The sequence below is a fragment of the Terrabacter koreensis genome (genome assembly GCF_054783315.1).
In genome coordinates, this window is record NZ_BAAGQU010000008.1 from 43,263 (window position 1) to 69,701 (window position 26,439).

Annotated in this window: 28 protein-coding genes; 11 read left to right on the forward strand and 17 right to left on the reverse strand. The window is 72.4% G+C overall.

What is annotated here, in order from left to right; translation table 11 throughout:
- Positions 1-10: 10 nt before the first annotated feature.
- Positions 11-763, reverse strand: a complete 753-nt coding sequence (locus tag ACYVNR_RS17495) for an SDR family NAD(P)-dependent oxidoreductase (RefSeq protein ID WP_461049739.1) — start codon at positions 761-763, stop codon at positions 11-13.
- A 243-nt stretch (positions 764-1,006) separates the two neighbouring features.
- Between ACYVNR_RS17495 and ACYVNR_RS17500 the strand changes: the two genes are divergently transcribed.
- A complete protein-coding gene (locus tag ACYVNR_RS17500) occupies positions 1,007-1,387 on the forward strand; it encodes an antitoxin (protein ID WP_461049741.1) in 381 nt (126 codons plus the stop codon).
- Positions 1,388-1,530: 143 nt separating this feature from the next.
- Here the strand turns inward: ACYVNR_RS17500 and ACYVNR_RS17505 are convergent, their stop codons facing one another.
- Positions 1,531-2,229 carry a DUF4097 family beta strand repeat-containing protein gene (locus ACYVNR_RS17505; protein ID WP_461049743.1) on the reverse strand — a complete coding sequence of 233 codons (699 nt, stop codon included), beginning with the start codon at positions 2,227-2,229 and terminating at the stop codon, positions 1,531-1,533.
- Positions 2,230-2,472: 243 nt separating this feature from the next.
- On the opposite strand from ACYVNR_RS17505, the gene ACYVNR_RS17510 reads away from it, so the two are divergent.
- The 4 genes from ACYVNR_RS17510 (at position 2,473) to ACYVNR_RS17525 (ending at position 4,828) form a co-directional block, all read left to right on the forward strand.
- Positions 2,473-3,021, forward strand: coding sequence for a DoxX family membrane protein (locus tag ACYVNR_RS17510; protein WP_082081119.1), 549 nt, complete (start codon positions 2,473-2,475; stop codon positions 3,019-3,021).
- Positions 3,022-3,065: 44 nt separating this feature from the next.
- Positions 3,066-3,545 (forward strand): hypothetical protein, encoded by a 480-nt coding sequence (locus ACYVNR_RS17515; RefSeq protein WP_461049746.1) that lies wholly within the window; start codon positions 3,066-3,068, stop codon positions 3,543-3,545.
- Positions 3,546-3,576: 31 nt separating this feature from the next.
- On the forward strand, positions 3,577-4,287 hold the full coding sequence (locus ACYVNR_RS17520) for a dienelactone hydrolase family protein (RefSeq protein ID WP_045192736.1): 711 nt from the start codon (positions 3,577-3,579) through the stop codon (positions 4,285-4,287).
- A gap of 100 nt (positions 4,288-4,387) precedes the next feature.
- The gene (locus tag ACYVNR_RS17525; RefSeq protein WP_461049748.1) at positions 4,388-4,828 is read left to right on the forward strand and encodes a hypothetical protein; all 441 of its coding nucleotides are present in this window, start codon (positions 4,388-4,390) and stop codon (positions 4,826-4,828) included.
- Between the two features lie 175 nt (positions 4,829-5,003).
- Here the strand turns inward: ACYVNR_RS17525 and idi are convergent, their stop codons facing one another.
- From idi to ACYVNR_RS17545, 4 genes are read right to left on the reverse strand one after another with little or no spacing between them, the layout of a single operon-like run.
- Positions 5,004-5,666, reverse strand: coding sequence for an isopentenyl-diphosphate Delta-isomerase (gene idi, locus ACYVNR_RS17530; RefSeq protein ID WP_461049750.1), 663 nt, complete (start codon positions 5,664-5,666; stop codon positions 5,004-5,006).
- The gene (locus ACYVNR_RS17535; protein ID WP_461049752.1) at positions 5,663-6,787 is read right to left on the reverse strand and encodes an NAD(P)/FAD-dependent oxidoreductase; all 1,125 of its coding nucleotides are present in this window, start codon (positions 6,785-6,787) and stop codon (positions 5,663-5,665) included. The genes idi and ACYVNR_RS17535 overlap by 4 nt, the downstream gene beginning before the upstream one ends.
- Positions 6,784-7,323 (reverse strand): isoprenylcysteine carboxyl methyltransferase family protein, encoded by a 540-nt coding sequence (locus ACYVNR_RS17540; protein ID WP_461049754.1) that lies wholly within the window; start codon positions 7,321-7,323, stop codon positions 6,784-6,786. The genes ACYVNR_RS17535 and ACYVNR_RS17540 overlap by 4 nt, the downstream gene beginning before the upstream one ends.
- A 7-nt stretch (positions 7,324-7,330) precedes the next feature.
- The gene (locus ACYVNR_RS17545; RefSeq protein WP_458801369.1) at positions 7,331-8,401 is read right to left on the reverse strand and encodes a type III polyketide synthase; all 1,071 of its coding nucleotides are present in this window, start codon (positions 8,399-8,401) and stop codon (positions 7,331-7,333) included.
- A gap of 60 nt (positions 8,402-8,461) precedes the next feature.
- On the opposite strand from ACYVNR_RS17545, the gene ACYVNR_RS17550 reads away from it, so the two are divergent.
- On the forward strand, positions 8,462-9,268 hold the full coding sequence (locus ACYVNR_RS17550) for a UbiA family prenyltransferase (RefSeq protein ID WP_461049757.1): 807 nt from the start codon (positions 8,462-8,464) through the stop codon (positions 9,266-9,268).
- Between the two features lie 43 nt (positions 9,269-9,311).
- Here ACYVNR_RS17550 and ACYVNR_RS17555 read toward each other — a convergent pair whose 3' ends face one another.
- Complete coding sequence (locus ACYVNR_RS17555) at positions 9,312-9,713, reverse strand: PPOX class F420-dependent oxidoreductase (RefSeq protein WP_458801373.1); 402 nt, start codon at positions 9,711-9,713, stop codon at positions 9,312-9,314.
- Between the two features lie 145 nt (positions 9,714-9,858).
- On the opposite strand from ACYVNR_RS17555, the gene ACYVNR_RS17560 reads away from it, so the two are divergent.
- Both ACYVNR_RS17560 and ACYVNR_RS17565 read left to right on the forward strand, forming a co-directional pair.
- Positions 9,859-12,045, forward strand: coding sequence for an ATP-dependent DNA ligase (locus tag ACYVNR_RS17560; protein WP_461049760.1), 2,187 nt, complete (start codon positions 9,859-9,861; stop codon positions 12,043-12,045).
- A 271-nt stretch (positions 12,046-12,316) separates the two neighbouring features.
- Complete coding sequence (locus tag ACYVNR_RS17565) at positions 12,317-12,805, forward strand: DUF3291 domain-containing protein (RefSeq protein WP_461049762.1); 489 nt, start codon at positions 12,317-12,319, stop codon at positions 12,803-12,805.
- Between the two features lie 55 nt (positions 12,806-12,860).
- On the opposite strand, the gene ACYVNR_RS17570 is transcribed toward ACYVNR_RS17565, so the two are convergent.
- The 6 genes from ACYVNR_RS17570 to ACYVNR_RS17595 form a co-directional block, all read right to left on the reverse strand.
- Entirely contained in the window at positions 12,861-13,202 is a 342-nt protein-coding gene (locus ACYVNR_RS17570) for a hypothetical protein (protein ID WP_045192748.1), read from the reverse strand.
- Between the two features lie 112 nt (positions 13,203-13,314).
- Complete coding sequence (gene ptsP / locus ACYVNR_RS17575; protein ID WP_461049765.1) at positions 13,315-15,096, reverse strand: phosphoenolpyruvate--protein phosphotransferase; 1,782 nt, start codon at positions 15,094-15,096, stop codon at positions 13,315-13,317.
- Between the two features lie 15 nt (positions 15,097-15,111).
- Positions 15,112-15,381 (reverse strand): HPr family phosphocarrier protein, encoded by a 270-nt coding sequence (locus tag ACYVNR_RS17580; protein WP_045192766.1) that lies wholly within the window; start codon positions 15,379-15,381, stop codon positions 15,112-15,114.
- Positions 15,382-15,535: 154 nt separating this feature from the next.
- Entirely contained in the window at positions 15,536-17,650 is a 2,115-nt protein-coding gene (locus ACYVNR_RS17585) for a PTS fructose transporter subunit IIABC (protein ID WP_458803350.1), read from the reverse strand.
- 101 nt (positions 17,651-17,751) lie between these two features.
- Complete coding sequence (gene pfkB, locus ACYVNR_RS17590; protein WP_461049767.1) at positions 17,752-18,696, reverse strand: 1-phosphofructokinase; 945 nt, start codon at positions 18,694-18,696, stop codon at positions 17,752-17,754.
- Positions 18,693-19,454 carry a DeoR/GlpR family DNA-binding transcription regulator gene (locus tag ACYVNR_RS17595; protein WP_461049769.1) on the reverse strand — a complete coding sequence of 254 codons (762 nt, stop codon included), beginning with the start codon at positions 19,452-19,454 and terminating at the stop codon, positions 18,693-18,695. Before ACYVNR_RS17595 ends, pfkB begins: the two co-directional genes overlap by 4 nt.
- Before the next feature lie 222 nt (positions 19,455-19,676).
- Here ACYVNR_RS17595 and ACYVNR_RS17600 point away from each other — a divergent pair, with 222 nt between their 5' ends.
- Together ACYVNR_RS17600 and ACYVNR_RS17605 are read left to right on the forward strand one after the other, a co-directional pair.
- Positions 19,677-20,621 carry an alpha/beta hydrolase gene (locus ACYVNR_RS17600; RefSeq protein ID WP_045192753.1) on the forward strand — a complete coding sequence of 315 codons (945 nt, stop codon included), beginning with the start codon at positions 19,677-19,679 and terminating at the stop codon, positions 20,619-20,621.
- The gene (locus ACYVNR_RS17605; protein WP_045192754.1) at positions 20,618-20,803 is read left to right on the forward strand and encodes a hypothetical protein; all 186 of its coding nucleotides are present in this window, start codon (positions 20,618-20,620) and stop codon (positions 20,801-20,803) included. Before ACYVNR_RS17600 ends, ACYVNR_RS17605 begins: the two co-directional genes overlap by 4 nt.
- A 117-nt stretch (positions 20,804-20,920) precedes the next feature.
- Here ACYVNR_RS17605 and ACYVNR_RS17610 read toward each other — a convergent pair whose 3' ends face one another.
- The 3 genes from ACYVNR_RS17610 to ACYVNR_RS17620 form a co-directional block, all read right to left on the reverse strand.
- Entirely contained in the window at positions 20,921-22,576 is a 1,656-nt protein-coding gene (locus ACYVNR_RS17610; protein WP_461049772.1) for a DUF4389 domain-containing protein, read from the reverse strand.
- Between the two features lie 176 nt (positions 22,577-22,752).
- Complete coding sequence (locus ACYVNR_RS17615; RefSeq protein ID WP_458803356.1) at positions 22,753-23,238, reverse strand: hypothetical protein; 486 nt, start codon at positions 23,236-23,238, stop codon at positions 22,753-22,755.
- Positions 23,235-24,725, reverse strand: a complete 1,491-nt coding sequence (locus ACYVNR_RS17620) for a cyclic 2,3-diphosphoglycerate synthase (protein WP_461049775.1) — start codon at positions 24,723-24,725, stop codon at positions 23,235-23,237. Before ACYVNR_RS17620 ends, ACYVNR_RS17615 begins: the two co-directional genes overlap by 4 nt.
- 175 nt (positions 24,726-24,900) lie before the next feature.
- Here ACYVNR_RS17620 and rocD point away from each other — a divergent pair, with 175 nt between their 5' ends.
- A complete protein-coding gene (gene rocD / locus ACYVNR_RS17625; RefSeq protein ID WP_461049777.1) occupies positions 24,901-26,166 on the forward strand; it encodes an ornithine--oxo-acid transaminase in 1,266 nt (421 codons plus the stop codon).
- 80 nt (positions 26,167-26,246) lie between these two features.
- Here rocD and ACYVNR_RS17630 read toward each other — a convergent pair.
- The coding region (locus ACYVNR_RS17630; protein ID WP_461049779.1) for an HNH endonuclease at positions 26,247-26,439 on the reverse strand (193 nt) is incomplete at its 5' end.

The window sequence follows — 26,439 nt, forward strand, 5'->3', positions numbered from 1 at the left end:
TTCCGGACGGTCAGCGGGCGATGTAGCCGCCGTCGATGTAGAGCTCGAGACCCGTGACGAAGGCCGCGTCGTCGCTCACGAGGTAGGCCACGCCGGCCGCGATCTCGGAGGGCTTGCCGAGACGACCCATCGGCGTCAGGTCGATCATGACCTGCTCGTAAGGGGTGCCCCTGGTCGGGTCGAGGATGGGCGTGTCGATGAAGCCGGGGTGGATCGAGTTGACGCGCACCCCTTCGGTCGCCCAGTGCAGCGCCACGTTCTTCGTCAGCGTGCGCACCGCACCCTTCGCGGCGTGGTAGGCGGGCGACGTGCCGAACCCGCCGCTCGTGCCGAAGATCGAGCTGATGTTGACCACAGCGCCGTGGGCGGACGCCTTGAGGTGCGGGGCCGCGGTCTTCATGCCGAGGAAGACCCCGGTCTGGTCGATGGCGACGGTGCGCTCCCAGTCGGCAAGGCTCGTCTCCTCGATCGGCAGCAGGTCCCCCAGACCGGCGTTGTTGACGAGGATGTCCAGCGAGCCGAACTCGTCCACGGCCTTGGCGACGGCAGCCGCCCAGTCCTCCTCGCTCGTCACGTCGTGCCGCAGGAAGTCGACCCTGGCGCCGGTCGCCCGCAGCTCCTCGACCGTCGTCGCACCGAGGGCCTCGTTGACGTCGGTCAGCAGCACTGCCGCGCCCTCCTCGGCCAGCCGCTGCGCCGTCGCCTTGCCGATGCCGCTCGCGGCGCCGGTCACGAGCGCCACCCGTCCGTCGAGCCGGTTCATCTTGATCACTCCAGTTCAGTTGTGAGACAGGCAGACTGCCTGCCCTTCCAGTCTCCGCCGATCGTGGGTCCGGCACTGGCGTTCCAGCCGGCCGGAGGGGCCGACGTGACGAAGCAGACAGTCAGGGTGCACTCGGGGTCGGAATGGGGGTCGACCCCGGTTGCGACGAGAGCCCCCGGGGTATGACTGTGGATGCAGTGAGCCCGGCGCACCGCCGGGCCAGTGCGAGACGAGGAGACACCGGTGTCGTTCGGTGAGCAGCTGAAGCACAAGGCGGACGAGGTCCACCTGCAGGAGAAGGCGAAGGACTTCGGTGACGCCGTGGTCCAGATGGCCAAGGCCGCAGTGGCGGCTGCGGCTGGCTACGCCCAGGAGAACCGCGACAAGGTCGACGGAGCGCTCGACAAGGCCTCCATGAAGATCGACGAGAAGACCGGCGGCAAGCACGCCGACACCGTGACCAAGGTCCGAGCCTCGGTCGACAAGGGCATCGACAAGCTCGTCGAGCAGCACCACGGGACGACGGCCACCTCTCCCACACCGGCCCCGTCCGTGCCCGACGACAAGCACAGCGCCTTCGACGACCCGGACGACGGGTCCTCCCCCGCCGGCAACCCCACCTGAGCCGGCACCTCCCAGGAGCCGCGTGTCACCGCCCCCCTCGGTGACACGCGGCTTCCGCGTCCAGACATCAGACCGTGCAGACCGTGCAGACGGTGCAGACCGTGCGGACCGCGCGGACGACGGCCGGACGCACGGCGACGACGTCAGCGGTGGCCGACGCTTACGTGCCCCGAGCCGGTGTTGACCTGGAGCGACGACGGACTCCCCGGGTCCGACGCGACCCCGACCTCCGCCCCGCCCGAGCCGGAATCGATGCTCAGCGCGTAGCGCGCCCCACCAGGGACCAGCACCGACACGTCCCCCGTCCCGGCTCGCACGTCCACGGCCGGGACCACAGCCCCGAGCTCGAGCGCGATGTCGCCGCTGTCGGCATACGCGGTCAGTTCCCTCGAGCGCAGGCCGGCGGTGGCGATGTCGCCCGACCCGGTCTTGAGGACGGCGCTGCCGAACGAGCCGTCGACCGACACGTCGCCCGAGTCGTTGTCCACGGTGATTTCGGACCCGTCGGGCACCGTGACGACGAAGTCGACCCCGCACCATCCGACGAGGGCACCGCACTCGGCCCCGAGCTCGAGCGTCGAACCGTTGAGCAGCTCCGAGGCGCGCGGCGCCGACGACCACGGACCCCACGCGAGATGTCGCGTGACCTGGACCGTCCCGGCCGCCCCACCGCTCACGACGCGCACGTCGTTGCCGCCGCCGATGACCGTGAGGTCGCCTGCCGGCATCGCGTACGCCGCCTGCTGGGTGGCATCGCGTCGCAGCCCGTCCGCGACCGCGTCCCACGACGTCGCCCACGCGACGCTCGCGGCGACCAGGGCAGCGCCGACACCGGCGACCACCCACGACCTCTTCCCCCGCCCCACCCGATGCAAGGTACCGCCCGTCGACCTCCTGACGGATCCGAAAGCGTGAATCTCATTGGCTGTCAACCGAATTGATGGACGACTCAATCGTGTCCCATTTGCACCCGAAGGCGCCGGTTTCGTCTAGGTAGTTGCACTCAACCTCGGCACGAGCGGTATCGCGGGCGGCCCCTCCGCCTTCTGAAGTCCCGACCAACGACTTCCAAGGGAGAAACCACCATGTCGCAGCTCGTCGTCGACGGCCCCGGACGTTCCGGAGCCCGCACGCCCCTCAGCACCCGCCTCGCCGGCGGCCGCACCACCATCACGGCCCGGGCCACGGCGGCCGTCGACCGCCTCCAGGCGTTCCTCGTGGCCTACAGCCTCCACGCCCTGCGGATCAGCCTCGGCCTGATCTTCCTCGGCTTCGGGGTGCTCAAGTTCTTCCCGGGGCTGAGCCCCGCGGAGGCGATCGCCTCGGCCACCATCGACCGGCTCACGTTCGGACTCGTGACGGGCCACAACGCCGTCCTGCTCACGGCGGTCACCGAGACGGTCATCGGCCTGACGCTCGTCACCGGCAAGTTCCTGCGGGTCGGCGTCGTCATCCTCGGCAGTGCGCTGATCGGCATCATGTCGCCGCTCGCGCTCTTCACCGCCGAGCTCTTCCCGCACGGCCCGACGCTCATGGGCCAGTACGTCCTCAAGGACATCGTCCTGGCTGCCTCGGCCCTCGTGGTCGCGGCCTACGCCCTCGGCGCCCGTCTGGGCTCCGGCTCGGACGACTGACCACACCTCACCGCCTCTCAGGAACCCGAGCAGGAGACCTCGTCATGACCGCACTTCCCGTGGGCCCGGCCCGGCCGATCTGGCCGGCAGCCGGCACCGCCCACCTGACCCGCCTCGTCGACGCCCCGACCGACCATCGCCGCCGCTTCGGCCTCGGCGAGGGGCGCCGCGTCCACCGCTTCCCCGCCGCGACGTTCCTCGACCGGCCGGTCGCGCGTGAGGAGCTCGCGGTCGCCCGTGACGCCCTCGAGGCGTCCGACCGGGCCGCCTCACGTCGCCTGGCCGCCCTCGGCACCTTCGCCGCCCTGCTCCTCGCCGGGCTCGTCGGACTGCTCGCGACCGGGCACGGCACGGGTCCCGGCCTCACCGGGGTCGCGAGCCTCTGGGGCTGCGGCGCGGGACTCGGGGTCGTCGTCCTCGGCCTCGTCGCCGTGCTGCGCCAGCACCAGCGGGAGCACGACGTCCTCAGCGAGCGGGTGCGCGCGTACGAGGCGCGCCTGGAGCAGCTCCGCGCACTCCGCTGAGACGGCGCCCGCGGCATACATACTGGGCCGCATGGACGATGCCGTGACCATCCCGACCGAGGCCGGCGAGATGCCCGCCCACCTGTTCCTGCCGCCGTCGGGCCGAGGTCCCGGCATCGTCGTGCTGCAGGAGATCTTCGGGGTGAGCGGCTACGTGCAGCGGCGGGCGGCACAGCTGGCCGAGCTCGGCTACGTCGTCGTGGCGCCAGAGATCTTCTGGCGCCTCGGCGTGACGTCGCCGATCGAGGGCGAGAACGCCCTGCAGGAGGGCGTGGCTCTCGTCGGGAGGCTCGACTGGCAGGCCGCCGTCACCGACGCCACCGCGACGGTCGAGTGGCTGCGGGCCAGCGACGAGGTCGCCGGTGGCGTCGGTGTCGTCGGCTTCTGCTTCGGCGGCGGGCTCGGCTTCAACGTCGCGGCCCACCTCGAGGCCGAGGGCTCGGCGCCGCTGGACGCGCTCGTCAGCTACTACGGCTCCGCGCTGCCGGGCCTGCACGACACCATGACGGTCACCGCACCGAGCCTGCACCACTTCGGCCTCGCCGACTCGTACATCGACGCCGACACCGTGCGCCGCATCGAGGCGTCGGTGACCCAGCAGCCCGACACGGTGGTGGAGACGTATCCCGGCGCCGACCACGCGTTCGACAACGACGACATGCCCTGGCACGACGCCGGCGCCTCGGCCCTGGCGTGGGCACGCACCGAGGACTTCGTGCGCCAGCACCTGCCCGTCGCCTGAGCGGACGCTCACCGTCCCCACCGCCCCCCGAACGGGTATGGCTCACAAGGCGTCCTGAACGGGCGTCCTGCATGCGCTTGGTCGCGCGCGAGGAGGAACGGTGAGCGCACTAGACGAGGGGTCCTTGGCCCGCGCGCTCGAGGGACGCATCGCCGAGGCCACCCCCGGTGGAGCGCGCCGCTACGCGTTCGGCGTCGCGCGTCTCGCCTGCTCCACCTCCGGGCTGAAGGACGCCCGCACGCTCGAGGTCGCCCTGGGCGGGCTCGAGCGATACCCCGAGATCGACGACCTCGCGCACCTGTGGGACCTCGAGCGCCGTCTCAACGCCGCATGCGCCGTGCAGCTCGGGGGCGACCCGAGCCACTTCAGCCAGGAGGAGCTGCTGCTCCACCCGGCGTGCCAGGAGGCACGTGCCGTGTCGGCCGTCATCGCGGCGCTGCTGCCCGACGCCTTCGTGGCCGCGCGCCGCGCCACCCGCGAGGCGCGGGCCGCTGGCTGCCGCCAGGCCGACCTCGATTCCACCGCCGCAGACCTGCTCTGACCCGTCGGGAACCGAGCACTCGACGTAAACCCAGCCCGTCGAGAACTGAGCACTCGACGTAAACCCAGCCCGTTGGGAACTGAGCACTCGACGTAAACCCAGCCCGTCGAGAACTGAGCACTCGACGTAGGGCAATTCCCGTCGAGTGCCCACTTTCGTACGCCTCGGGCTGGCCTCAGCGGGGCAGGGCCGCGGGGAGGTCTGCGGGGTCGGCCTCCGGCCACTGCTGCGGGTGGGCACCGAGTTCGTGGAGCTCGGCCACCTGCTCGCGACACCACGTCGACACCGTGCGGCGGCCCGCCAGCACGTCGGCGGCGAACTCGCGCCACGGGAGCCACTGCGCCACCGCGACCTCGGTGGCGTCGGGCTGCGGCGCCGGCGCCGTGCCGGCGACCCGTCCGACGAGCACCGGGCACAGCTCGAGCTCGACGACCCCGTCCTGCTCGGCACGGTAGGAGAAGCGTGGCAGCACGAGGCGGAGCGCACCGACGGTGAGGCCGAGCTCGTCGGCCACGCGACGGCACACGGCGTCGTGCAGGTGCTCGCCGGGCGCGGGGTGGCCGCAGGCGGAGTTGGTCCACACGCCCGGGAAGGTGGTCTTGCCGAGCGCGCGCTGCGTGAGCAGGAACGACCCCTCGTCGTCGAAGAGGTAGACCGAGAAGGCGAGGTGCAGCGGGGTGTCGGCGTGGTGGACGCTCGACTTGGGCGCCGTGCCGACGGCCTCACCCTCGGGCGACACGAGCACGACGAGCTCCTCGCCCGGGTCCTCGTGCGTGTCGTCGTGCGTGTCGTCGTACGCGTCGTCGTGCGGGGCATCGCGGTGCTCTCGGGCGGTCACCGGTTCGGCCTCGCCAGCTCGTTGACGGCTCCCCGGAAGACCGGCGGCAGCGCGGCAGCGGCGGGCACGAGCAGGCGCCGTCCCCACGTCGGACGGGTCACCTGCACGAGGGTGTGCGTGAGCAGCGCGTAGCGCCGGGTCGCGGCCCGCCAGGCCCGTTCGTACGCGTCGGGCTCGCCGGCCGTGATCGCCGAGACGGCTGCGCGGGCGTGGGCCAGGCCGAGCGAGATCCCCTCACCGGTCAGCGCGTCGACGTAGCCGCTCGCGTCGCCAGCCAGCAGGACGCGCCCGGCGACCCGTCGGCTCGTGCGCTGCCGGAGGGGTCCCGCGCCACGGACCGACGTCACCACGGGTGCGTCGCCGAGGCGCTCACGCAGGTGCGGGAAGTCGGCGAGGCTGTCGGTGAGGGGGCCGCGCTGCCGGCTGAGCACGGCCACGCCGACGAGGTCGTCGGCGACGGGGGTCACGTACGCCTCGGCGTGCCGGCTCCAGTGCACCTCGACGTGGTCGCCCCACGGGCGCATGCCGTAGTGCTGGCGCAGGCCGTAGCGGCCGGGCCGGCGCCGGCCGGGCTCGGGGTCGTTGGTGCGCCGCTGGTCGCGGTCGAGGCCCAGGGCGCGACGCGTGGGCGAGTGCAGCCCGTCGGCGGCGATGACCCAGGTGGCCGACAGGGTGGGGCCGGTGCCGCTGGAGTCCTCCGTGGGCACGCGGACGCAGCGCTCGTCCTGGGTCACGCCGGTGGCCGAGAGTGGCAGCACCTCGACGCCGGCCTCGTCGACGGCACGGCGGACGGCGTCGTGCAGCACGGTGCGCCGCACGCCTCGGCCGAGGCCGCCGCTGAAGTCGGCCTCGGCGACCCTGCCCCGGGCGAGGTAGCGGATGCCGCGGAGGTCGTGCCCCGGCGGGTCGACGCCGAGGTCGGCGAGCGCCTGCAGCCCGCCCGGCATGAGGCCCTCTCCGCACGCCTTGTCGATGGTGCCGACGCGAGGCTCGAGCACGACGGGGGTCAGGCCGGCCCGCGCGGCATACGCTGCGGCGGCGAGACCGACGGGACCGCCGCCGATGACGACGACGTCGACGTGGCGGTCTGCCCGGGTGTTCGGGGACTGCTCGCTGGTCATGCGAGCGCCTCTGCGGGAGTGGCGATCTCGCGCAGAGCCGCGTTCTCGACGCGGACCCGGACCGTCAGCAGCACGGCGTTGGCGACGGTGAAGACGACCGCCGTGACCCAGGCGGTGTGCACGAGCGGCAGCGCGAGGCCCTCGACCACGACGGCCACGTAGTTCGGGTGCGGGAACAGTCGGTAGGGACCGCCGCGCACGAGGGACAGGCCGGGCACGACGATGACCCGGGTGTTCCACTGGTTGCCGAGGGTGCGGATGCACCACCAGCGCAGCGCCTGGCTGGCGACGGCGAGGGCGAGCATCGCCCACCCGAGGGCCGGCACGAACGGCCGACCGGCCGCCCACACCTCGGCGACGGCGCCGACGAGCAGACCGGTGTGCAGCACCACCATGACGGGATAGTGCGACTGGCCGCGTTCGACACCGCCGCGCGAGAAGGCCCATGCCGCATGGCGTTTCGACACGACGAGCTCGGCAAGGCGCTCGAGCCCCACGAGGAGCACGAGGCCGGTGAAGAGCCACGGTGAGGTCATCGAGGCCTCAGTCGGCTGCCCGCAGGAGCACGAGCTCGAGGCAGAACCCGGGGCCCATCGCCATGAGCACTCCCCACGACCCCGGCTCGGGCGTGTGGTCGGCGAGGGTGTCGGCGAGCACGTGCAGCACGGAGGCGGAGCTGAGGTTGCCGATGCGGTCGAGGGAGCGCCACGTGACACCGAGGGCCTCACGGTCGACCTCGAGGGCCTCCTGCATGGCGTCGAGCACCTTGGGGCCGCCCGGGTGCGCGACCCACCAGCCGATGTCGGCCCGGGTCAGCCCCTGGTCGGCGAGGAAGCGGTCGACGTCGTCGCGCACGTTCGCGCGCACGAGGTCGGGCACCTCGGCGCCGAGGACGATGCGCAGGCCGGTCGCGCCGACGTCCCAGCCCATCGCGCGCTCGGTGTCGGGGTAGAGCCGGCTGCGGGTGGCGACGACGCGGGGCTGGTCGGCGGCCAGGGCAGGGGCCCGGTTCGCGCCGACCATCACGACGGCAGCGGCCCCGTCGCCGAAGAGGCCGCTCGCCACGAGGTTGGCCGTCGAGGTGTCCTCGCGCTGCACGGTGAGGCTGCACAGCTCGACCGAGAGGAGCACGGCGACGTCGTCCGGGTGCCCGACGAGGTGGTCGTGGACGCGCGCGACGCCGGCGGCACCGGCCACGCAGCCGAGGCCGACGAGCGGGACCCGCTTCACGTCGTCGCGCAGGCCGATCTCGGCGGCGACCCGCGCCTCGATGGACGGCACGGCGAGACCGGTGATCGTCGTCGAGACGATGAGGTCGACGTCGCGCGGAGTGAGCCCTGCGGCCGCCAGCGCCTTGGTGACGGCGTGGGACCCGAGGTCGGTGGCGACGCGGATGAACTCGTCGTTGGCCTCGCCGAAGTCGGCCAGCCGCCAATATCGCTCGAGCGGCAGCGCCAGATGCCGCTGGCTGACGCCGGCGTTGGCGTGGAACCGTTCGAGGACGAGGCGGTCGGTGCCAGTCGAGCCGAGCACGTCGGCGAAGGCAGCGGTGATCTCGGCCTGGGCGTAGGTGTGGTCGGGCAGGACGCCTCGGACAGCCGCAAGGTGGCTCACGTCGCCAGCCTAGGCTGCGGCGCGCCCACCCGTGCCGCCGACTACACCTAGGCTCACGTCGTGGCCGGATCCCGGGTGGTGCGAGGGCTGGTGCTCGCCTGCCACCCGGGCCCCACGCTCGCGGTGACGGTGCTGACGGCCCTGCTCGCGTGGTCGGCCGGCCACGCGCCCGGACGGGCGCTGCTCGTGACGAGTGCCGTGCTCACCGGGCAGCTGTCCATCGGCTGGTCGAACGACCTCGTCGACGCCGCCCGCGACCGCGCCGTCGGCCGCGCCGACAAGCCGCTGGCCACCGGCGCCGTGTCCGAGCGGGTCACGCGCATCGCGTGCGGGGCCGCGCTCGTCGCCTGCGTCGGGCTGTCGCTCGCGTGCGGGCTCGCGTCGGGGCTCGTGCACCTCGTGCTCGGGGTGGCGTCGGGCTGGGCCTACAACCTCTGGTTCAAGCGCACCGTGCTCTCCCCGCTGCCGTATGCCGTCGCGTTCGGCGCGCTCCCCGCGGTCGTGACGCTCGCCCTGCCCGATCCCGCGCTGCCGCCCGCCTGGGTGGTCGGCACTGGCGCGCTGCTCGGTGTCGGTGCGCACCTGCTCAACGCCCTGCCCGACCTCGCGGACGACGAGGCGACCGGGGTGCGGGCGCTGCCCCACGTGCTCGGCGCGGTGGTCGTGCGCCGGGTGGCACCCGCGGTGCTGCTGCTCGGGACGGTCGTGGCGGCATACGGCCCGGGCATCGACCCGGCGGGCTGGCTGCTGCTGGGCGTGTGCGTCGCGCTGGCCGGCATCGCGGTGCTCGCCCGCGGGCGGGTGCCGTTCGTCGCGGCGGTGCTCATCGCCCTCGCGAACGTCGTGGCGCTCGTCGCGCGCAGCTGACGCCCCGGCGGAAAGGTCGCGTGGGACGGGTGAGGGTGTCGCGTCAGGACGTCGGCAGGATGCGCAGGACGACGCGGTTGCTGTTGCCCCGCCGCAGCACCCACTCGATGGCCATGAAGATGCGGAACTCGGTGCCGTACTTGCGCAGCAGCCGCCGGTTCACGGCCTCGGACGCCGCGCTGTCGCGGATGATCTCGGTCGTGCCCTCGACGACCGGCGAGCCCGGCTCGACGTTGCCGCGGCGGTCGCACGGCTGCAGCGTGACGTGCGGGTTGTTCCGGATCCGCTTGAGCTTGCCGGCGCCTTCGGGCGTGCTGACGATGGCGGCTCCCGCGTCTGGCAGCACCCAGACCGGGGTGGCGACCGGCTCGCCGGAGCGGCGATAGGTCGTCAGCAGCACGAAGCGTTCGCCGCCGAGGTTGTGGAGCGTGGGGGCCTGCGTCATGGGAGGGTCGTACCCGATCGGCCGACCGCACCGCACATGCGCTCCCGACGCTGGGATCCCGCTCCGCCCAGAGGAGCAGCATCCGACCGCTCCGCTCGAGCGTGTGCTCGGCCGGGGTGTCTGCGCGCGTGGCTACGATCGGCGAGTGAGCGCCAAGCCCGCCGTCGTCGAAGCGCCGAGTCCGGTCGACCCCTCCGTGGTGCGGGAGGTGCGCGTCTCGAGCCCCGACCGCGTGCTGTGGCCCGCCGAGGGCATGGCCGACGGCAAGCCCGTCACCAAGCTCGACATGGCGCACTACCTCGTCTCCGTCGCCGAGCCCATGCTGCGCGCCCTCGGTGACCGGCCGGTGACGCTGCAGCGCTTCCCCGAGGGCATCGAGGGCGAGGAGTTCTTCTCCAAGAACCCACCGAAGGGCGTGCCGGAGTGGGTGCGCACGGTGATGTGCACCTATCCGTCGGGGCGCAAGCACCCGCAGCTGGTCATCGACGAGATCGCCAGCGCCGTGTGGGCGGCGCAGATGAACACCATCACCTTCCACCCGTGGCCGGTCCGCACCGCGAACGTCGACAACCCCGACGAACTGCGCATCGACCTCGACCCACAGCCCGGCCGCGGGTTCGCGGACGCGGTCGAGGCGGCATACGCCCTCAAGGAGGTGATGGCCGAGATCGGCCTCACCGCGTGGGCGAAGACGTCGGGCAACCGCGGCGTCCACGTCTACGCGCGCGTCGCGCCGACGCACGAGTTCCTCGACGTGCGCCACGGTGTCATCGGCATCGCGCGCGAGCTCGAGCGACGGCTGCCCGACCTCGTCACGACGTCGTGGTGGAAGGAGGAGCGCGGCGAGCGCGTCTTCGTCGACTTCAACCAGGCCTGCCGCGACCGCACCATCGCGTCGGCCTACTCGCCCCGCCCGCTGCCGGGCGCGCCGGTGTCGACCCCGGTCACGTGGGACGAGCTGCGCGACGTCGACCCGAAGTCGCTCACGGTGCGCACCGTGCCCGAGCTGGTCGCCGAACGTGGCGACGCGTGGGCAGGCATCGGCGATGCCGTCGGCGACGTGGCCTCCGCGATCGCGCTGTGGGACAAGGACGTCGAGGAGCGCGGGCTCGGTGAGCTGAACTTCCCGCCCGACTACCCGAAGATGCCGGGCGAGCCCCCACGCGTGCAGCCGAGCAAGCGCCGGCAGGACAAGTCGGACGCCGAGTACATGGCCCCCAAGGCCGAGCGCGACGCAGAGCTGCGTGACGTGTGGGGCCCGGTGGTGCCACCCGTGCCCCCGATGCTCGCCAAGCCGGTGAAGGACTTCTCGGCAGTCAAGGCCGAGGTGCTCTACGAGCCGAAGTGGGACGGGTTCCGCTCGATCATCTTCCGCTCCGGCGACCTCGTCGAGATCGGCTCGCGCAACGAGAAGCCGATGACCCGCTACTTCCCCGACGTCGTCGAGGCCGTGCTCGCGAACTTCCCCGAGAAGGCGGTCATCGACGGCGAGATAATCCTCGTGTCACCCGAGTCCGGCGACCGTCTCGACTTCGACCTGCTCCAGCAGCGCATCCACCCGGCCGCCTCGCGGGTCAAGAAGCTGGCCGCCGAGACGCCGGCGTCGTTCGTCGCCTTCGACCTCCTCTCGCTCGACGGCGTCTCCTACATGGACAAGCCCTTCTCCGAGCGCCGCGCCGCCCTGGAGAAGGCTCTCGCCACGGCGCAGGCCCCGATCCACCTCACCGCAGCCACGGCCGACCAGGACGAGGCGAAGGGCTGGTTCACCCAGTTCGAGGGCGCCGGGCTCGACGGCGTCATCGCCAAGCCCGTCGACGTGCACTACGAGCCTGACAAGCGGCTCATGTTCAAGATCAAGCACGAGCGCACCGCCGACTGCGTCGTCGCCGGCTACCGCGTGCACAAGAGCGGGCCCGACGCCATCGGCTCGCTGCTGCTCGGCCTCTACGACGCCGACGGCCAGCTCGCGTCGGTGGGCGTCATCGGCGCCTTCCCGATGGCGCGCCGCAAGGAGCTCTTCGAGGAGCTCCAGCCCCTCGTCGCCGAGTGGGACGAGCACCCGTGGAACTGGGCGCAGCCGCAGGACGGCGTGCGCAACCCGCGCTCGTCCGAGTACTCCCGCTGGAACAACCAGAAGGACCTCTCCTTCACCCCGCTGCGGCCCGAGCGCGTCGTCGAGGTGCGCTACGACCACATGGAGGGCACGCGCTTCCGCCACACCGCCCAGTTCGTGCGGTGGCGCGACGACCGCACGCCCGAGTCGTGCACCTTCGAGCAGCTCGACGAGCCGGTCGGCTACGACCTCGCCGACGTCCTCTCCGCCGGGGACTGACAGCCGGCTCGAGGGTCCGAGGCTGGGAGCGGGGGTGTGCCGCCGGAGCTCGCGATCCGACGGCACATCCCCCTGAGTCCGGCGCCGAATGGCGGCTTGGACGTTCCCGTCCCGACCGATGGGAGCGGACGGCTCCGGACGCAACGAGTGTGCGGCGGCTCCGGGTGCCGACGCCGTGGCATCCGCGAAACCTTGGCGAGGTCTTTAACTTGGTGCCGGACAGATCCGACATGTCGGGCAGCGAAGGCGAGTCCCGTGTCAGGGTGGAGGCATGACCGAGGACGTCGCGACGGCCGGTTCGGTGGAGCGACAGCTGGCCCAGGTCAACGTCTCGGTCGCGAAGGCACGGCTCGACGACCCGACGATGCGCGGCTTCGTGTACGCGTTCGACCGGGTCGCGCGCCTCGCTGCGGTCGCGCCGGGGTTCGTGTGGCACTGGCGTCCCGAGAGCGACGAGCTGCTGCGTGACGGCGACGACCTGCTCGTCGTCAACCTGTCCGTCTGGACCGACTACGCGAGCCTGCACGACTTCGTCTACCGCAGCGAGCACGGCCCGCTCGTCATGCGCGGCGGCAAGTGGTTCCGTGCGTCACCGCAGCCGTCGACCGCGCTCTGGTGGGTCGCCCCCGGCACCCGGCCCGGCGTCGAGGACGGCCTTGCCAGGCTGCGCCACCTGCGGGTGCACGGGCCCACGGCGCAGGCGTTCTCGCTGCAGCACCAGTTCGACGCGGCGGGGCGACCGGTGCGCTCCCGCGGCTGAGCCTCAGTGCGTGGCCTCAGTGCATGACCTCAGTGCATGACCTCGGCGACGTGTCTCAGTGCCGAGGCCCCCGGGGGTGCCGGTCGTGGTGGCGGTCGGCGGCCTCGCGCAGCTGGGAGACGACCTTCGCCTCGGCGTCCTGCAGGGCCGCCTTCGTGTCGGTGAGGTCGGAGGCGCCGATCACGGTCGGAAGCCCGCTGACGTGGACCTCGATCGAGGTGCGCATGCCGGGCTGGCCACGATCCTTGACCCGCAGACCGATGTGCACCATCGACGGGTCGAACCGGCTCAGCTGGTGGAACAGCTGGGTCAGGGTGCGCTCGATGAAGGGGAGGTCGTCCTCGTGGTAGCCGTCCTCGAGGCGGACCCGGTTCATGAAGAGGCTGGGCGTGCTCATGTCGAGCTCCTTTGCCGTGCGGACGCCGGGACCGGCGCCCGTCTCCAGTCTAGTGAAAGGCCTTGCGGCGCAAGGCATCGAGCACCGTGGCCGGCGTCACGTTGGCCGCCTCTCAGAGCAGGTCGGTGAGCTCGCTCCTGGCGCCCTCGCGCACGGCGTGCAGGGCGTCGACCGCCGTACGCGCGTCGCGGGCCGCCGTCGCGAGCGCCTGGCACTCCGCCACCGAGTGCAGCGACAGGGCCAGCCGCACGACCGGGACCTTGCTCGGCGCCATCGACAGCGAGGTGACGCCGAGGCCGACGAGCACGAGCGCGAGCAGCGGGTCGCCCGCCGACTCGCCGCAGACCCCGATGGGACGGTCGACCTTCGCCGCGCCCTCGCAGGCCGCACCGACGACGTCGAGCACCGCCGGCTGCCACGGGTCGAGCAGGTCGGACAGCGCACCCTGCATGCGGTCGGCCGCCATCGTGTACTGCGCCAGGTCGTTGGTGCCCAGCGAGCCGAAGTCGACCTCACCGAGCACGTCCTTGGCGCGCAGCGCGGCGCCCGGCACCTCGATCATGACGCCCGCCTTGGGCAGGCCGTTCTCACGGACGCGACGGGCGAACCACGCCGCCTCCTCGGCGGTCGCGACCATCGGCGCCATGACGCGCACGTCGGCGCCGGTCTCGCGAGCGGCGACGGCGAGGGCCTCGAGCTGGGCGTCGAGCAGGTCGGGGCGCTCGGCGGAGAGGCGAAGGCCACGGCGTCCGAGGGCGGGGTTCTCCTCGGGCCCGAGGTCGGCGAACTTCAGCGGCTTGTCGGCCCCGGCGTCGAGCGTGCGCACGACGACGCGGCGGCCCTCGAACGGCGCGAAGACTCCGCGGTAGATCTCCGCCTGCTCCTCGACCGTCGGCGCCTTCGTGGCCGACAGGTAGACGAACTCGGTGCGGAAGAGGCCCACGCCCTCGAGGTCCTGGGCGCCGGCCGCGACGGCATCCTCGACGCCTCCGATGTTGGCGAGCAGCGCGACGGGCGCACCGTCGGACGTGCGTCCGGCGCCGGAGAGCTGCGACAGCGCCTCCTTGCGACGGGCAGCCCGCTCGCGCTGGGCGGTGACGAGCGACATGTCCGGGTCGATCGTCACCTCGCCCGAGTCGCCGTCGAGAGCGACCGGCGTGCCGGCCGGGATGGCGGTCGCGTGGGGCACCTGCACGACGGCCGGGATGCCCATCTGCGCCGCGAGGATCGCGGTGTGGCTGGTGCGGCCACCCGCTTCGGTGATGATGCCGACGACGAGCGACCGGTCGAGCGTCGCCGTCTCGGCGGGGGCGAGGTCCTCGGCGATGATGACGCTCGGCTCGGAGAATGCCGGCACGCCCGGCGCGGGAACGCCGAGCACCGCTGCGACAGCACGGGATCCGACGTCGCGGAGGTCGGCCACCCGCTCGGCGAAGTACCCGCCGAGCGCCTCGAACTGGGCGGCATACGTCTCGACGGCGTTGGCGATCGAGGTGGCGCGGCCGTGACCGGCGGCCAGCTCCTTCGACGCCGCCTTGACGAGGCCCTTGTCGCGGGCGATGAGGGCCGTCGCCTTGAGGATCTGCTGGGCCGTGTCCTCGACCCGGGTGGCTCGCTCCTCGAGCGAGACCGCGACCGACTCAAAGGCCGCCTTCACGTCGGCGAGCGCTGCGTCCTGGTCGTCGACGGCCGGCTCGTGCGCGGGCGGGCGGACCGGTGGCGCCACCTGCACCACCGGCCCGTATGCCGTGCCCGGGCTGACGCCGATGCCCTGCCTGGTCTCGCCGGGCTGGCTGGCCTGGCCAGTCTGGCTGGCCTGGCCAGTCTGGCTGGACTGGCTGGACTGGCTGGGCTGGCTGGTCCGGGTGGTCTGGCTGGTCTCCGAGTCGGCCATGAGGACTGCTCCGTCCTACTCCGCGTCGAGGTCGCGCGAGAGCAGCTCGACGAGGGAGTCGAGCGTCTCGTCCGCGCCGTCGCCCTCTGCCGTCAGGACGACCTCCTCGCCGTGCTTGGCCCCGAGGGCCATGACGCCGAGGATGCTCGTCGCGTCGACGGGGTCCTCGCCCGGCTTGGCGATCTCGACGTCGAGGCCCGAGCTGCTCGCAGCCTCGACGAAGAGCGCGGCCGGCCGGGCGTGCAGGCCCACCGAGGAGGCGATGGTGACGGTACGGGTTGGCATGAGGCGTGCTCCTTCTGGGATGACAGGCTTGGTGTCAGGCGTGGTGTCAGGCTGGAGGTCAGGCTGGAGGTCAGTCGTCGTGCAGTCGGTCGAGCGGACGTGACCCAGGTCCACGATGAAGCACGTGGTGACCTGGGTCACGTCCACCGCTATCTCAGACCGTAGCGGTCGCGTCGATCTCGGCGAGGTTCGTCTCTCGCGACTTCAGGGTGATGACGATGCCGGCCATGACGGCGACACCGACCGCGAGCGCCACGACGAAGAGCAGGAAGTTGCCGATGAGCGGCAGCACCCAGATGCCTCCGTGCGGGGCGCGCAGCGTCGTGCCGAACAGCATCGCGAGGGCGCCGGTGACCGCGGAGCCGATGACCGAGCTGGCGATGATGCGCACCGGGTCGGCGGCGGCGAAGGGGATGGCTCCCTCGGAGATGAACGAGAAGCCGAGCAGCCAGGCCGCCTTGCCGTTCTCACGCTCCGGCTCGGAGAACAGGTGCGGGCGGATGGTCGTGCTGAGGGCCATCGCGAGCGGGGCGACCATGCCGGCGGCCATGACGGCGGCCATGATCTTCAGCTGCGGGGCGTTGGTTGACGCACCCGCGGCGGCGAGACCGGTGGTGGCGAACGCGTACGCGACCTTGTTGACCGGGCCGCCGAGGTCGAAGCCCATCATCGCGCCGAGGATGATGCCGAGGACGATCGCGCTGGCACCGGTCATGCCGGTGAGCCAGCTGTTGAGGCCGTCGGTGAGGCCCTTGATCGGGCGGCCGAGCACGGTGATGAACAGGCCGATCGTGATGAGCGAGCTGAGGAGCGGGATCACGACCACGGGCATGACACCCCGGACGCCCTTGGCGACGTTCCAGCCGGAGACCCAGCGGGCGACGAAGCCGCCGATGAGGCCGGTCACGAGGCCGCCGAGGAAGCCGGCACCCATCGTGGAGGCCACGGCGCCACCGACGATGCCGGGCACGAGCCCCGGGCGGTCGGCGATCGCGAAGGCGATGAAGCCGGAGAGGATCGGCACGAGGAAGCCGAACGACGCGCCGCCGATGACGAAGAGGAGCGCGGCCCACGAGGTCAGGCTGACCGGGTTGAAGTTCTGGGCGATGTTGAACTGGTCGGTCGAGGTCAGGTTGTACTTGACGATCTGGATCGCGCCGTCCTGGCCGAGCGCGACCTGGGCGAGCATGAACGACAGGGCGATGAGGATGCCGCCCGCGGCGACGAACGGGATCATGTACGAGACACCCGTCATCAGCCACTGGCGCACCTTCGTCGCGGTGCTCGCGCCCTCCTCGACCTTCGAGGTGAGGCCACCCGACGCGCCCGCGGCGGCGGCGGCGCGGGCCGCGGCCTCGCGCTTGCTCGGGTCGGCGTCCCACTCGGCGACGAGCCGCTCGGCCTGGAGCACGAGCGCCGGTCCGTCGGAGATGCCCTTCTTCACGCCCACGTCGACGAGGGGCTTGCCGGCGAAGCGGCCGGCGTCCTTGACGGGCAGGTCGTGCGCGAAGATCACGGCGTCGGCGGCGGCGATCTGGGCCGCGGTGAGCGGCTTGGAGCCGGCGGAGCCCTGGGTCTCGACGAGCATCGTGTGGCCGGCGGCCTTCGCGGCGTTCTCGAGGCCCTCGGCGGCCATGTAGGTGTGGGCGATCCCGGTCGGGCACGAGGTGACGCCGACGAGGTTGAGGGTGCGCGCGGCGGGCGCCTCGGCCGTGGCGACGGAGCCGGCTGCGGCACCGGTGCGGTCTGCGGCACCGGCGGATGCGGCGGCAGCAGCCGGGGCGGCGGCGGGTGCGGCGGCACCGGCGGGCTGGTCGAGCTCGACCTCGGCGCTGACGATGCGCACGACCTCGGCCTCGGTGGTGGCGGCGGCGAGCGCCGCCTTGAAGTCCTTCTTCATGAGGGCGCGAGCGAGCTTGGGGAGCATCTGCATGTGCGCGTCGCCGCCGCCCTCGGGGGCCGCGATGAGGAAGACGAGCGTGGCCGGGCCGTCCTTGGCGCCCCAGTCGATTCCGCCCCCGTCACCCGTCGCACGGCCGAAGACGAGCGACGGCTCGGTGATCGCGGCGCTGCGGGCGTGCGGGATGCCGATGCCGCCGGGCAGACCGGTGGCCATCGTCTCCTCGCGCTTGCGCACGTCGTCGAGGAAGGTGTCGAGGTCGGTGCACCTGCCGGTCGCGACGAGGCGCTCGCCGAGCCTCCGCGTCGCCTCGTGGCGGTCGGCACCTGTGAGGTCGAGGACGACCTGCTCTTCGGTGATGAGGGACATGGGGTTTTCCTTTCGGAGGATCGGGTCGATCGATGTTTCGGTGTCGTGGGGCCGGCTTCGGGGCCGGCGCGGTGGCCTGCTTCGAGGCCGGTCGTCGTCGGTCAGGTGACTGCGAGGGCGAGGTCGGGCTCGTGGGTGAGCTCGGCGCGTATGCCGTCGAGGTCGTCGGGGGTCGGCACGCGGCTTCCGGGGAGGGTGACCGCCGCGGCGCCCCACCTCACCCCGGTCATCAGGGCGTCCGCCGGGTCGAGCCCGGTGGACAGGCCGTGGAGCAGGCCGGCGAGCATGCAGTCGCCGGCGCCCACGGTGGACAGGGGGGCGGTGATCGTGGCCCGGGCGTGCGCGAAGGCCCCGGCGGTCACCAGCAGGGCGCCGTCGCCGCCGAGGCTGACGGCGACGACCTCGATGCCGCCGGCCACGAGCTCGCGTGCGGCGTCGCGCACGTGACCCAGGGTGGGCAGGTCGTGGCCGACGAGCTCGGCGAGCTCCTCGTGGTTCGGCTTGATGAGGTGCGGCTTCGCGGCGACGGCGGCGGCGAACGGGGCGCCGGAGGAGTCGATGGCGACACGGCCACCACGCCCGCGCACCCGGGCGACGAGGACGGCATACAGGTCGGTGGGGGCGCCGGGCGGGAGGCTGCCGCAGCCGACGACCCAGTCGGCGCCCACGCTGCGCTCGAGGGTGGTCTCGAGGAGGGCCTCGACCTCGTCCTGCGACAGGTCGGGGCCGGGCTCGTTGAGCTTCGTCGTGGTGCCGTCGGGCTCGAGGACGCTGATGTTCATGCGCACGGTGCCGCGCACGGGCACGGAGGCATGGGCGACGCCGGCGGTGTCGAGGAGGTCCTCGAGCAGGTGGCCCTCGGGCCCGCCGATGGGCAGCACGGCGGTCGTGGCCGCGCCCTGGGCGGCCAGCGCGCGGGAGACGTTGACACCCTTGCCGCCAGGGTCGAGCTGGCTGCCGGTGCCGCGGTGCACCTCGCCGCGGTGGAGGGCGTCGATGAAGACGGCGCGGTCGATGCTGGGGTTGGGCGTGAGCGTGACGATCATGCGGTCACCACTTCCGGTCCGGCCGCACGGATCTCGGCGGCGACGTCGTCGTCGAGGTCGGTGTCGGTGATGACGAGGTCGATGTCGGACAGCTGGGCGAAACGGTGGAGGTGGTCGTCGCCGGCCTTGCTCGAGTCGGTGAGCACGACGCACCGGCGGGCGGCGTGGACCATCGCGCGCTTGACGAGCGACTCCGACTGGTCGGGGGTGGTGAGGCCGCGGGCGCCGGAGATGCCGTTCGTGCCGATGATCGCGAGGTCGACGGTGATGTCGGCGAGGGGGCTGACCGCCCAGTCGCCGACGGAGGCGCCGGTGGTGCCGCGCACCCGGCCGCCGAGCAGGTAGAGGTTGATGCCCGGGTGGGTCGACAGGACGGTGGCCGCGGCGAGGCTGTTGGTGATGACCGTGAGGTCGATGTCGGGCGGGAGCATCTCGGCGACGGCGAGCGATGTCGAGCCGGCGTCGAGGATGATGCTGCCGCCGCTCGGCAGCTCGTCGAGGGCGCGGGCGGCGATGCGCCGCTTGACGTCGGCGAGGCGCCCGGACCGGGTGGCGAGCGTCGGCTCGACCTCGAGACGCTCGACGGGGATCGCGCCGCCGTGGACCCGGCGCAGCGACCCGCGGCGCTCGAGGGCGGTGAGGTCGCGGCGCACGGTCTCGGCGGCGACCCCCAGGGAGTCGGCGAGGGCGGCGACCTCGACACGGCCGGCCCGACGGGCCTCGGCGATGATGCGCTGCTGCCGCTCCGCTGCGTACACCCGGACTCCTTCGTCCTGTCGTTCGGTGCGCCCCGTGGTGGGGTCGTGCCTCTAGGAAACCACCGGATCGGTTCGATGTAAATAGATTCGGGCGCCCGTTTTTGTGGTTTTGGCGAGGGAACCGGGCAAAACGTGATGAAACGGGCAGCCTCCAGCGGCGCGTGGTCGAGGGCGGCGCGTGGTCACGGGCGCAGCGCTGCCCGGCGGCATACAGTTCGGCTCATGCAGAGCAGCACCTTCACGCTGACCACGCCCGACGGCACCGAGGTCTTCGTCAACCGGTGGCTCCCCGACGGTCCCGCCAAGGCGGTCGTGCAGCTCGCGCACGGGCTCGCCGAGCACTCGAGCCGCTACGCACGCTTCGCGCAGCGCCTCACCGACCACGGGTATGCCGTCTACGGCTCGGACCACCGCGGCCACGGCCAGACGTCCGGCGAGTCGTCCGGCAAGCGTGGCTTCTTCAGCGAGAAGGACGGCTGGCAGACCGTCGTCGACGACCTGCACGCGGTCACCGACAAGGCGCGCGAGGAGCAGCCGGGACTGCCCGTCTTCCTCCTCGGCCACAGCATGGGCTCGTTCATCTCCCGCGGGTATGCCGCGCAGTACGGCTCCGAGCTCGCCGGCCTCGTGCTGTCGGGCACCGCCGGCGGGGCAGGCGCCCTCGGCAAGGTGGGCATCTTCCTCGCGTCCACCCAGGCACGGCTGCGCGGCCACGCCCACACGAGCGGGCTGATGAACACGCTGACGTTCGGGCAGTACAACTCGGCCTTCAAGCCGACCCGCACCGACTTCGACTGGCTGTCAAGGGATCCCGACGAGGTCGACAAGTACGTCAACGACCCCGACTGCGGGTTCGTCTTCAGCGCAGGGGGTTTCGCCGACCTGCTGCGGGGGCTCGAGTCGGTCAACACCGACCGCCTCGCCTCGCGCATCCCCAAGGGTCTGCCCGTCCACCTCGTCTCCGGCGACAAGGACCCTGTCGGCGGCAAGGACGCCAAGGGCGTCCGAGCGGTGGCCGACCAGCTGCGCCGCGTCGGCGTGCAGGACGTGACGCTGAGGCTGTGGCCCGACGCGCGCCACGAGATCCTCAACGAGACCAACCGCGACGAGGTGGAGACCGAGATCGTCGAGTGGCTCGACGCGCACCTCGTCACGGCACCGTCGTGAACCGGCCGTTCCGCATCGTCGTCGGGGCGGTCCTGCTGGCGATGGGCGTGCTCTGGACCCTGCAGGGCCTCGGCTACGTGGGCGGGAGCGCGATGTCCGGCCAGGTCGTCTGGGCCGTCATCGGCCCCGTCGTCGCGCTCGCCGGGCTGGGTCTGGCCCTCTCGCGCCCGCGCAAGCCGTAGGAAACTGAGCACTCGACTGGGTGGGGATCCCCGATCAACCCACCGTCGAGTGCTCAGTTTCCGACGCGCACCCACCGTCGAGTGCTAAGTTTCCGACGCGCGCACACCGTCGAGTGCTCAGATGGAGTACTGCGGTGGCCCTTCGGCACGTTCCGTCCCGACGGCCGGCGGTGGCGGTGGAGGCGGCGGGATCGGCGTCTCGGGGCCGCCCTCGTCGAGCTGGAAGGGCGGGTACACGTCGGTCATCAGCGCGGCGTACGCAGCCACCCGGTAGACCCACCGGTTGAGCCCGATGACGAGGTCGAACAGTGCCCGCGGGTAGCGGTCGGCGAAGAGCAGCGACAGCCCGGCGACGAGCACGAGGAGGCCGAGCAGGCCCCACCCGAAGGACTCGAGGTGCGCGCCGCCGTCACGGGCCCGGTTCCACGCCCAGCCGCCGCCGACGATGAGCCCCACGATGATGTAGTGCGGGATCGCGAGCAGCCACCACTTGACGAGCACGAGCCCGCGCGAGAGGCGTTCGGGGTAGGCGATGTCGAGCGTCGCGGGGTAGTCGGGCTCGGCGCCAAGGCTGAACGGCGGGTAGCGGTCGGTGCCGAACGCGCCGTTCGCGTAGTACGACACGCGCCACGACCAGCGCAGCACGCCGAGGTTGAAGTCGAAGAGGCCGCGCGGGTACTGCCCCGTCACGAGGATCGCGAAGAACGCGATCACCGTCACGACCCAGAACGCGAGCCAGAGGAACGCCAGCACGACGAGGTGCGGGATGACGAGCAGCCACTTGAGCAGCCACAGCCACCGTGAGAGCGGCTCGTCGAGCCGTGCGTCCAGCCGCACCGGGCTCACCGCGCGGGTGGCGGCACCCCACGTGGGTGGTGCGGCCGCTGCCGCCCCACTGACGGCGTATGCCGTCGCGCTCGGTTGCGGAGGCAGCAGCCCCCCACCGGGGGCGTCGGGTGCCGCGTACTCGGTCTGCGCGGGGTAGCCGCTCTGCGCGGGGTAGCCCGTCGTGGCCGGGTAGGCCGGGTAGGCCGGGGTGGCTGGGTAACCGGGGCCGCTCGGGTGGTCCCCAGAGCGGGAGCCTGTCGTCCCCCGGATGATGAGGGCCACGGCGAGACCGGTCAGCACGAGACCGACACCGAGCATGATCAGGGCGAGCGGGATGAGGAAGTTCGCGCGCACGCCCATGGTGACGGCGAGGTCGACGCCGGGGCTGCCGTCGGCGTTCATCAGCACGACGGCCCAACGACCGTCGGTGACGTGCCAGGTGAGCACCTGCTGTCCGGTGCCGTCGGCGGAGGCGGCCCAGAAGGTCTGGGTCGAGGGCGGGGTCACGGTCGAACCACCCGGCACGGTGCGCAGCACCGCGGCCCGCTGCCCGCGGGAGAACGGGTCGGTGATGTCGACAACCTCGTCGTGCGTGACGCCGCCGAGGTAGGAGTCGACGCGCTGCGCGTCACCGATGCCGATGAAGACGGGCCGGCCGTTGTCCGTGGACCTGGCGGTGAGCCGGACGTCGACGCCCAGTCGGTCGAACGCCCAGGTCGGCACGTCCTGCCCGGCCTGCACCGCGACGTCCTCGGCCGTGATCGCGGGGGTGGCGCTGCGCAGGCTCGGCAGCGAGCCGGTGAAGTAGCCGGCGCTGTCACGCCCGACGGCATACGTGATGGCGAGGCCTGCGCCCCCGAGGAGCAGGCCGAGGCCGGGAAGGATGAGGAGGCAGCCGATGACGAGGGCTACCAGATGGGGGCGGGTGGGGTGCGAGGCACGCACGGGTGGAGGGCTGCTGGTTCCGGACACGCTGCAGCGACCTGTCTCGGCGAAGAGGCCGTGTCTTCCTGCGCCGGGGCGACGCGGACGGCTTGGTCAGCGTCCTAGGGTTCCCCGGTTCCTTCACGCTACGCCGATCTGACGAATCCGCTTGGGAACATGGACATTCGTGGCCCACCTCACGAGCTGTCGCGGCCACCGCGGACGAGCCGGACCGCCGCGGACAGGATCGCGATCCCGCTGCCGACGAGCGCGACCACCCCCAGCACCCGGATCACGGTCTCCCATGGTGTGCCCAGCACGTCGAACGGGAAGACCTGCCAGATGCGCACGATGGCGGCGATGCCGACACCGGTGATGGCGAGGTCGGTGAGGGCCTTGAAGCGCGGTGGGTCGGCGGCGGCGAGCAGGAGGTTCGCGACCGCTGCGACGACGAGCGAGGCGTTGACGATGCCGAGGACCTCCGGAGTGCGGTCGGTGAGGAACGGCACGGCCTCCCATCCGGGCCAGGCATTGACGAGCACGAGCATGACGACGTTGACGAGGACGCCGCCGCCGTAGCCCCCGCTACGGGCCGCCCTGCCCGGTCTTTGCTGCGGCTCGTCGAGGTGGCCGGACCGGTGGTCGCGCGAGTCGGACGGCTGGTGCTCGGTCGCGGCGCTCATGGCGCGCTCCCGGCGGGAACCGAGGACGCGCCCGCACGGGCGAACGACTCCCCCGAGGCCGTATGCCGTTCCAGCAGCTCGGCGGGCAGCGCCGCGCGCACCGCAGTGGCCAGCCCACCCGGCACGACCTCGCGCAGCTCGTAGCGGGCGCGTACCACCGGGACCGGCGCCGACAGGACGCGGGTCAGGTCGATGGGGGTGCCGGCGACGACGGCGTCACAGGCGCCGGCTGCGACGGCGGCGCGGATCGTCGCCTCCAGGTCGCCGACCTGCGCTGCGCCGTAGCCCATGGCCGGGAGCACGCCCCGGGCGTTCGGGTACTTCGCGTAGGTCGCGGCGATCGACCCGACGGCATACGGCGTCGGGTCGACGATCTCGGTGGCACCGGCGGACCGGGCGCCGACGACTCCGGCCCCGTAGGTCATCGACCCGTGGGTCAGGGTGGGGCCGTCCTCCACCGCGATGACGCGGCGACCGCGCACCGCGTCCGGGTCGTCGAGGGTGACGGGGCTGTCGGCGCGCAGCACGGTTGCCGCAGGGTTGAGCGAGCGCACCGAAGCCTCGACGGCCTCGATGTCGCTGGGACGGGCCGAGTCGCACTTGGCGACGACGACGACGTCGGCCAGGCGCACGTTCGCCTCGCCGGGGTGGTACGTGGCCTCGTCGCCGGGGCGCAGCGGGTCGGCGAGCACGAGGTGCAGGTCGGGCACGTAGAACGGCAGGTCGTTGTTGCCGCCGTCCCAGAGGATGACGTCGGCCTCCTGCTCGGCCTCGCGCAGGATCCGCTCGTAGTCGACGCCGGCGTAGACGACGACGCCGCTGTCGATGTGTGGCTCGTACTCCTCGCGCTCCTCGATGGTGCAGTCGTGCAGGTCGAGGTCGGCATGGGTGGCGAAGCGCTGCACGGACTGGGCCGCGAGGTCGCCGTAGGGCATCGGGTGGCGCACCGCGACCACGCGCAGGCCGAGGTCGCGGAGCAGCCGCGAGAGGTACCGGGTGGTCTGGCTCTTGCCGACCCCCGTGCGCACTGCAGTGACGGCCACGACCGGCTTCGTGCTGCGCAGCATCGTGTGGCGTGCGCCGTGGAGCCGGAAGTCCGCGCCGGCTGCGATGGCCTGTGACGCGAGGTGCATGACCTGCTCGTGCCGCACGTCGGAGTAGGCGAAGACGACGACGTCGACGTGCTCGCGCCCGATGAGGTCGGACAGCTCGGACTCGGCGACGATCGGGATGCCCTCCGGGTAGAGGTCGCCCGCGAGCTCCGGCGGGTAGCGCCGACCCTCGATGTCGGGGATCTGCGTGGCCGTGAACGCGACGACCTCGTGGCTCGGGTCGTCGCGGAAGACGACGTTGAAGTCGTGGAAGTCGCGACCGGCGGCGCCGAGGATGACGACGCGGGTGCGGTGCGAGCCAGTGCTGGTGTGATCGATGCTCGTGTGATCGATGCTGGTGTGATCGCTGCTCGTGTGATCGGTGCTGCTGTGCATGGCCATCTCCGCGGCTGGGCCACCGACGTGACCGACACACCCCAGCGCGGGTAGTCCTGGCTGCGAGGCCCGCCATCGCCAGTGTCCCACCGGGCCCGTGCCGCGGCGGGCGGCAGAGAGCGGGGTCACGTCCGAACCGGCTGCCCCACGACCGGCACGGTGCGACGATCGAAGGGTGAGCGACACGGCCGCACGACCCGAGGCCAGCGAGCTGATCAGCCCGGCCCGGATTCCCACCCCTGGCACCCCGACCCACGAGCACGTCTCCCTCGCCGAGGACTGGGTGGCGAGCAACTACAGCCCGCTGCCCGTCGTCATCGAGAGCGCCGAGGGGGCGTGGGTCACCGACGTGGAGGGGCGCCGCTACCTCGACGCGCTCGCCGGCTACTCGGCGCTCAACTTCGGGCACCTGCATCCCCTGCTCGCCGACGCGGCGCGGTCACAGCTCGACCGACTGACCCTGACGAGCCGCGCCTTCCACAGCGACCGGCTCGGACCGTTCTGCCGCGACCTCGCAACGCTGGCCGGCAAGGAGCTCGTGCTGCCGATGAACACCGGCGCCGAAGCCGTCGAGACGGCGATCAAGACGTCGCGCCGGTGGGGCTACGAGGTCAAGGGAGTGCCGGATGGCCAGGCGCGGATCGTCGTCATGGCAGGCAACTTCCACGGCCGCACGACGACCATCATCAGCTTCTCCGACGACCCGCTCGCGCACGACCACTACGGGCCCTACACACCCGGGTTCGACACGGTGCCCTTCGGCGACCTCGAGGCGCTCGAAGCGGCGATCACCGACGACACCGTGGCGGTGCTGCTCGAACCGGTGCAGGGCGAGGCGGGCGTCATCATCCCGCCCGACGGCTGGCTGCGTGGCGTGCGCGAGCTGACTCGTAGCCGCAACGTGCTCATGGTGGCCGATGAGATCCAGTCGGGCCTCGGCCGCACGGGCACGACCTTCGCCTGCGGGTTCGAGGACGTCGTGCCGGACGTCTACGTGCTCGGCAAGGCGCTCGGTGGCGGCATCGTGCCGGTGTCGGCCGTGGTCGCCGACCGCGACGTGCTGGGCGTCTTCACCCCCGGGAGCCACGGGTCGACCTTCGGCGGCAACCCGCTCGCGGCCGCGGTCGGTCAGGCAGTGGTCGGGCTGCTCGCGACGGGTGAGTACCAGCAGCAGGCGCACCGGCTGGGCCTTGCCCTCGAGAGCGGGTTGCGCACCCTCGTGGGGCACGGCGTCGACGCGGTGCGCTGCCGTGGTCTGTGGGCGGGCGTCGATCTCGATCCCGACCTCATGACGGGACGCGAGGCCTCGCACCGCCTGCTCGAGCGCGGCGTGCTCGTCAAGGACACCCACGGCTCGACGGTGCGCATCGCTCCCCCGCTCGTCGTCACCGACGCCGACATCGAGATCCTGCTCGAGGGCTTCGCGGCGATCCTGCGCTGAGGTCGCGTCCGCGCCCGCGCCCGCGCCGATGACGGCATGCCGCTGACCCCGCCGGGGTCGGGGCGGGGTGCGGGGCGGGGTCATCTCGTGTGCCAGGTGACCCCGGCCGCGGTGACGGTCGCGGTGAGGTCGTGCTGGTGGACGTGGGTGTGGTGGTGGGGGCAGAGCAGGGCCCCGTTGGTCAGGTCGGTCCGGCCGCCGCGGTGCCAGGGGACGACGTGGTGGGCCTCGCACCAGGTCGCGGGCACGGTGCAGCCGGTGAAGCTGCAGCCC

Excerpts from the sequence above, each read along its gene's own strand:
- ACYVNR_RS17495 (WP_461049739.1), bottom strand. The coding sequence starts at position 763 with ATGAACCGGCTCGACGGACGGGTGGCGCTCGTGACCGGCGCCGCGAGC.
- ACYVNR_RS17510 (WP_082081119.1), top strand. The coding sequence starts at position 2,473 with ATGTCGCAGCTCGTCGTCGACGGCCCCGGACGTTCCGGAGCCCGCACG.
- ACYVNR_RS17515 (WP_461049746.1), top strand. The coding sequence starts at position 3,066 with ATGACCGCACTTCCCGTGGGCCCGGCCCGGCCGATCTGGCCGGCAGCC.
- ACYVNR_RS17520 (WP_045192736.1), top strand. The coding sequence starts at position 3,577 with ATGGACGATGCCGTGACCATCCCGACCGAGGCCGGCGAGATGCCCGCC.
- ACYVNR_RS17535 (WP_461049752.1), bottom strand. The coding sequence starts at position 6,787 with ATGACCAGCGAGCAGTCCCCGAACACCCGGGCAGACCGCCACGTCGAC.
- ACYVNR_RS17540 (WP_461049754.1), bottom strand. The coding sequence starts at position 7,323 with ATGACCTCACCGTGGCTCTTCACCGGCCTCGTGCTCCTCGTGGGGCTC.
- ACYVNR_RS17555 (WP_458801373.1), bottom strand. The coding sequence starts at position 9,713 with ATGACGCAGGCCCCCACGCTCCACAACCTCGGCGGCGAACGCTTCGTG.
- ACYVNR_RS17565 (WP_461049762.1), top strand. The coding sequence starts at position 12,317 with ATGACCGAGGACGTCGCGACGGCCGGTTCGGTGGAGCGACAGCTGGCC.
- ACYVNR_RS17570 (WP_045192748.1), bottom strand. The coding sequence starts at position 13,202 with ATGAGCACGCCCAGCCTCTTCATGAACCGGGTCCGCCTCGAGGACGGC.
- ptsP (WP_461049765.1), bottom strand. The coding sequence starts at position 15,096 with ATGGCCGACTCGGAGACCAGCCAGACCACCCGGACCAGCCAGCCCAGC.
- ACYVNR_RS17580 (WP_045192766.1), bottom strand. The coding sequence starts at position 15,381 with ATGCCAACCCGTACCGTCACCATCGCCTCCTCGGTGGGCCTGCACGCC.
- ACYVNR_RS17585 (WP_458803350.1), bottom strand. The coding sequence starts at position 17,650 with ATGTCCCTCATCACCGAAGAGCAGGTCGTCCTCGACCTCACAGGTGCC.
- pfkB (WP_461049767.1), bottom strand. The coding sequence starts at position 18,696 with ATGATCGTCACGCTCACGCCCAACCCCAGCATCGACCGCGCCGTCTTC.
- ACYVNR_RS17600 (WP_045192753.1), top strand. The coding sequence starts at position 19,677 with ATGCAGAGCAGCACCTTCACGCTGACCACGCCCGACGGCACCGAGGTC.
- ACYVNR_RS17615 (WP_458803356.1), bottom strand. The coding sequence starts at position 23,238 with ATGAGCGCCGCGACCGAGCACCAGCCGTCCGACTCGCGCGACCACCGG.
- ACYVNR_RS17620 (WP_461049775.1), bottom strand. The coding sequence starts at position 24,725 with ATGCACAGCAGCACCGATCACACGAGCAGCGATCACACCAGCATCGAT.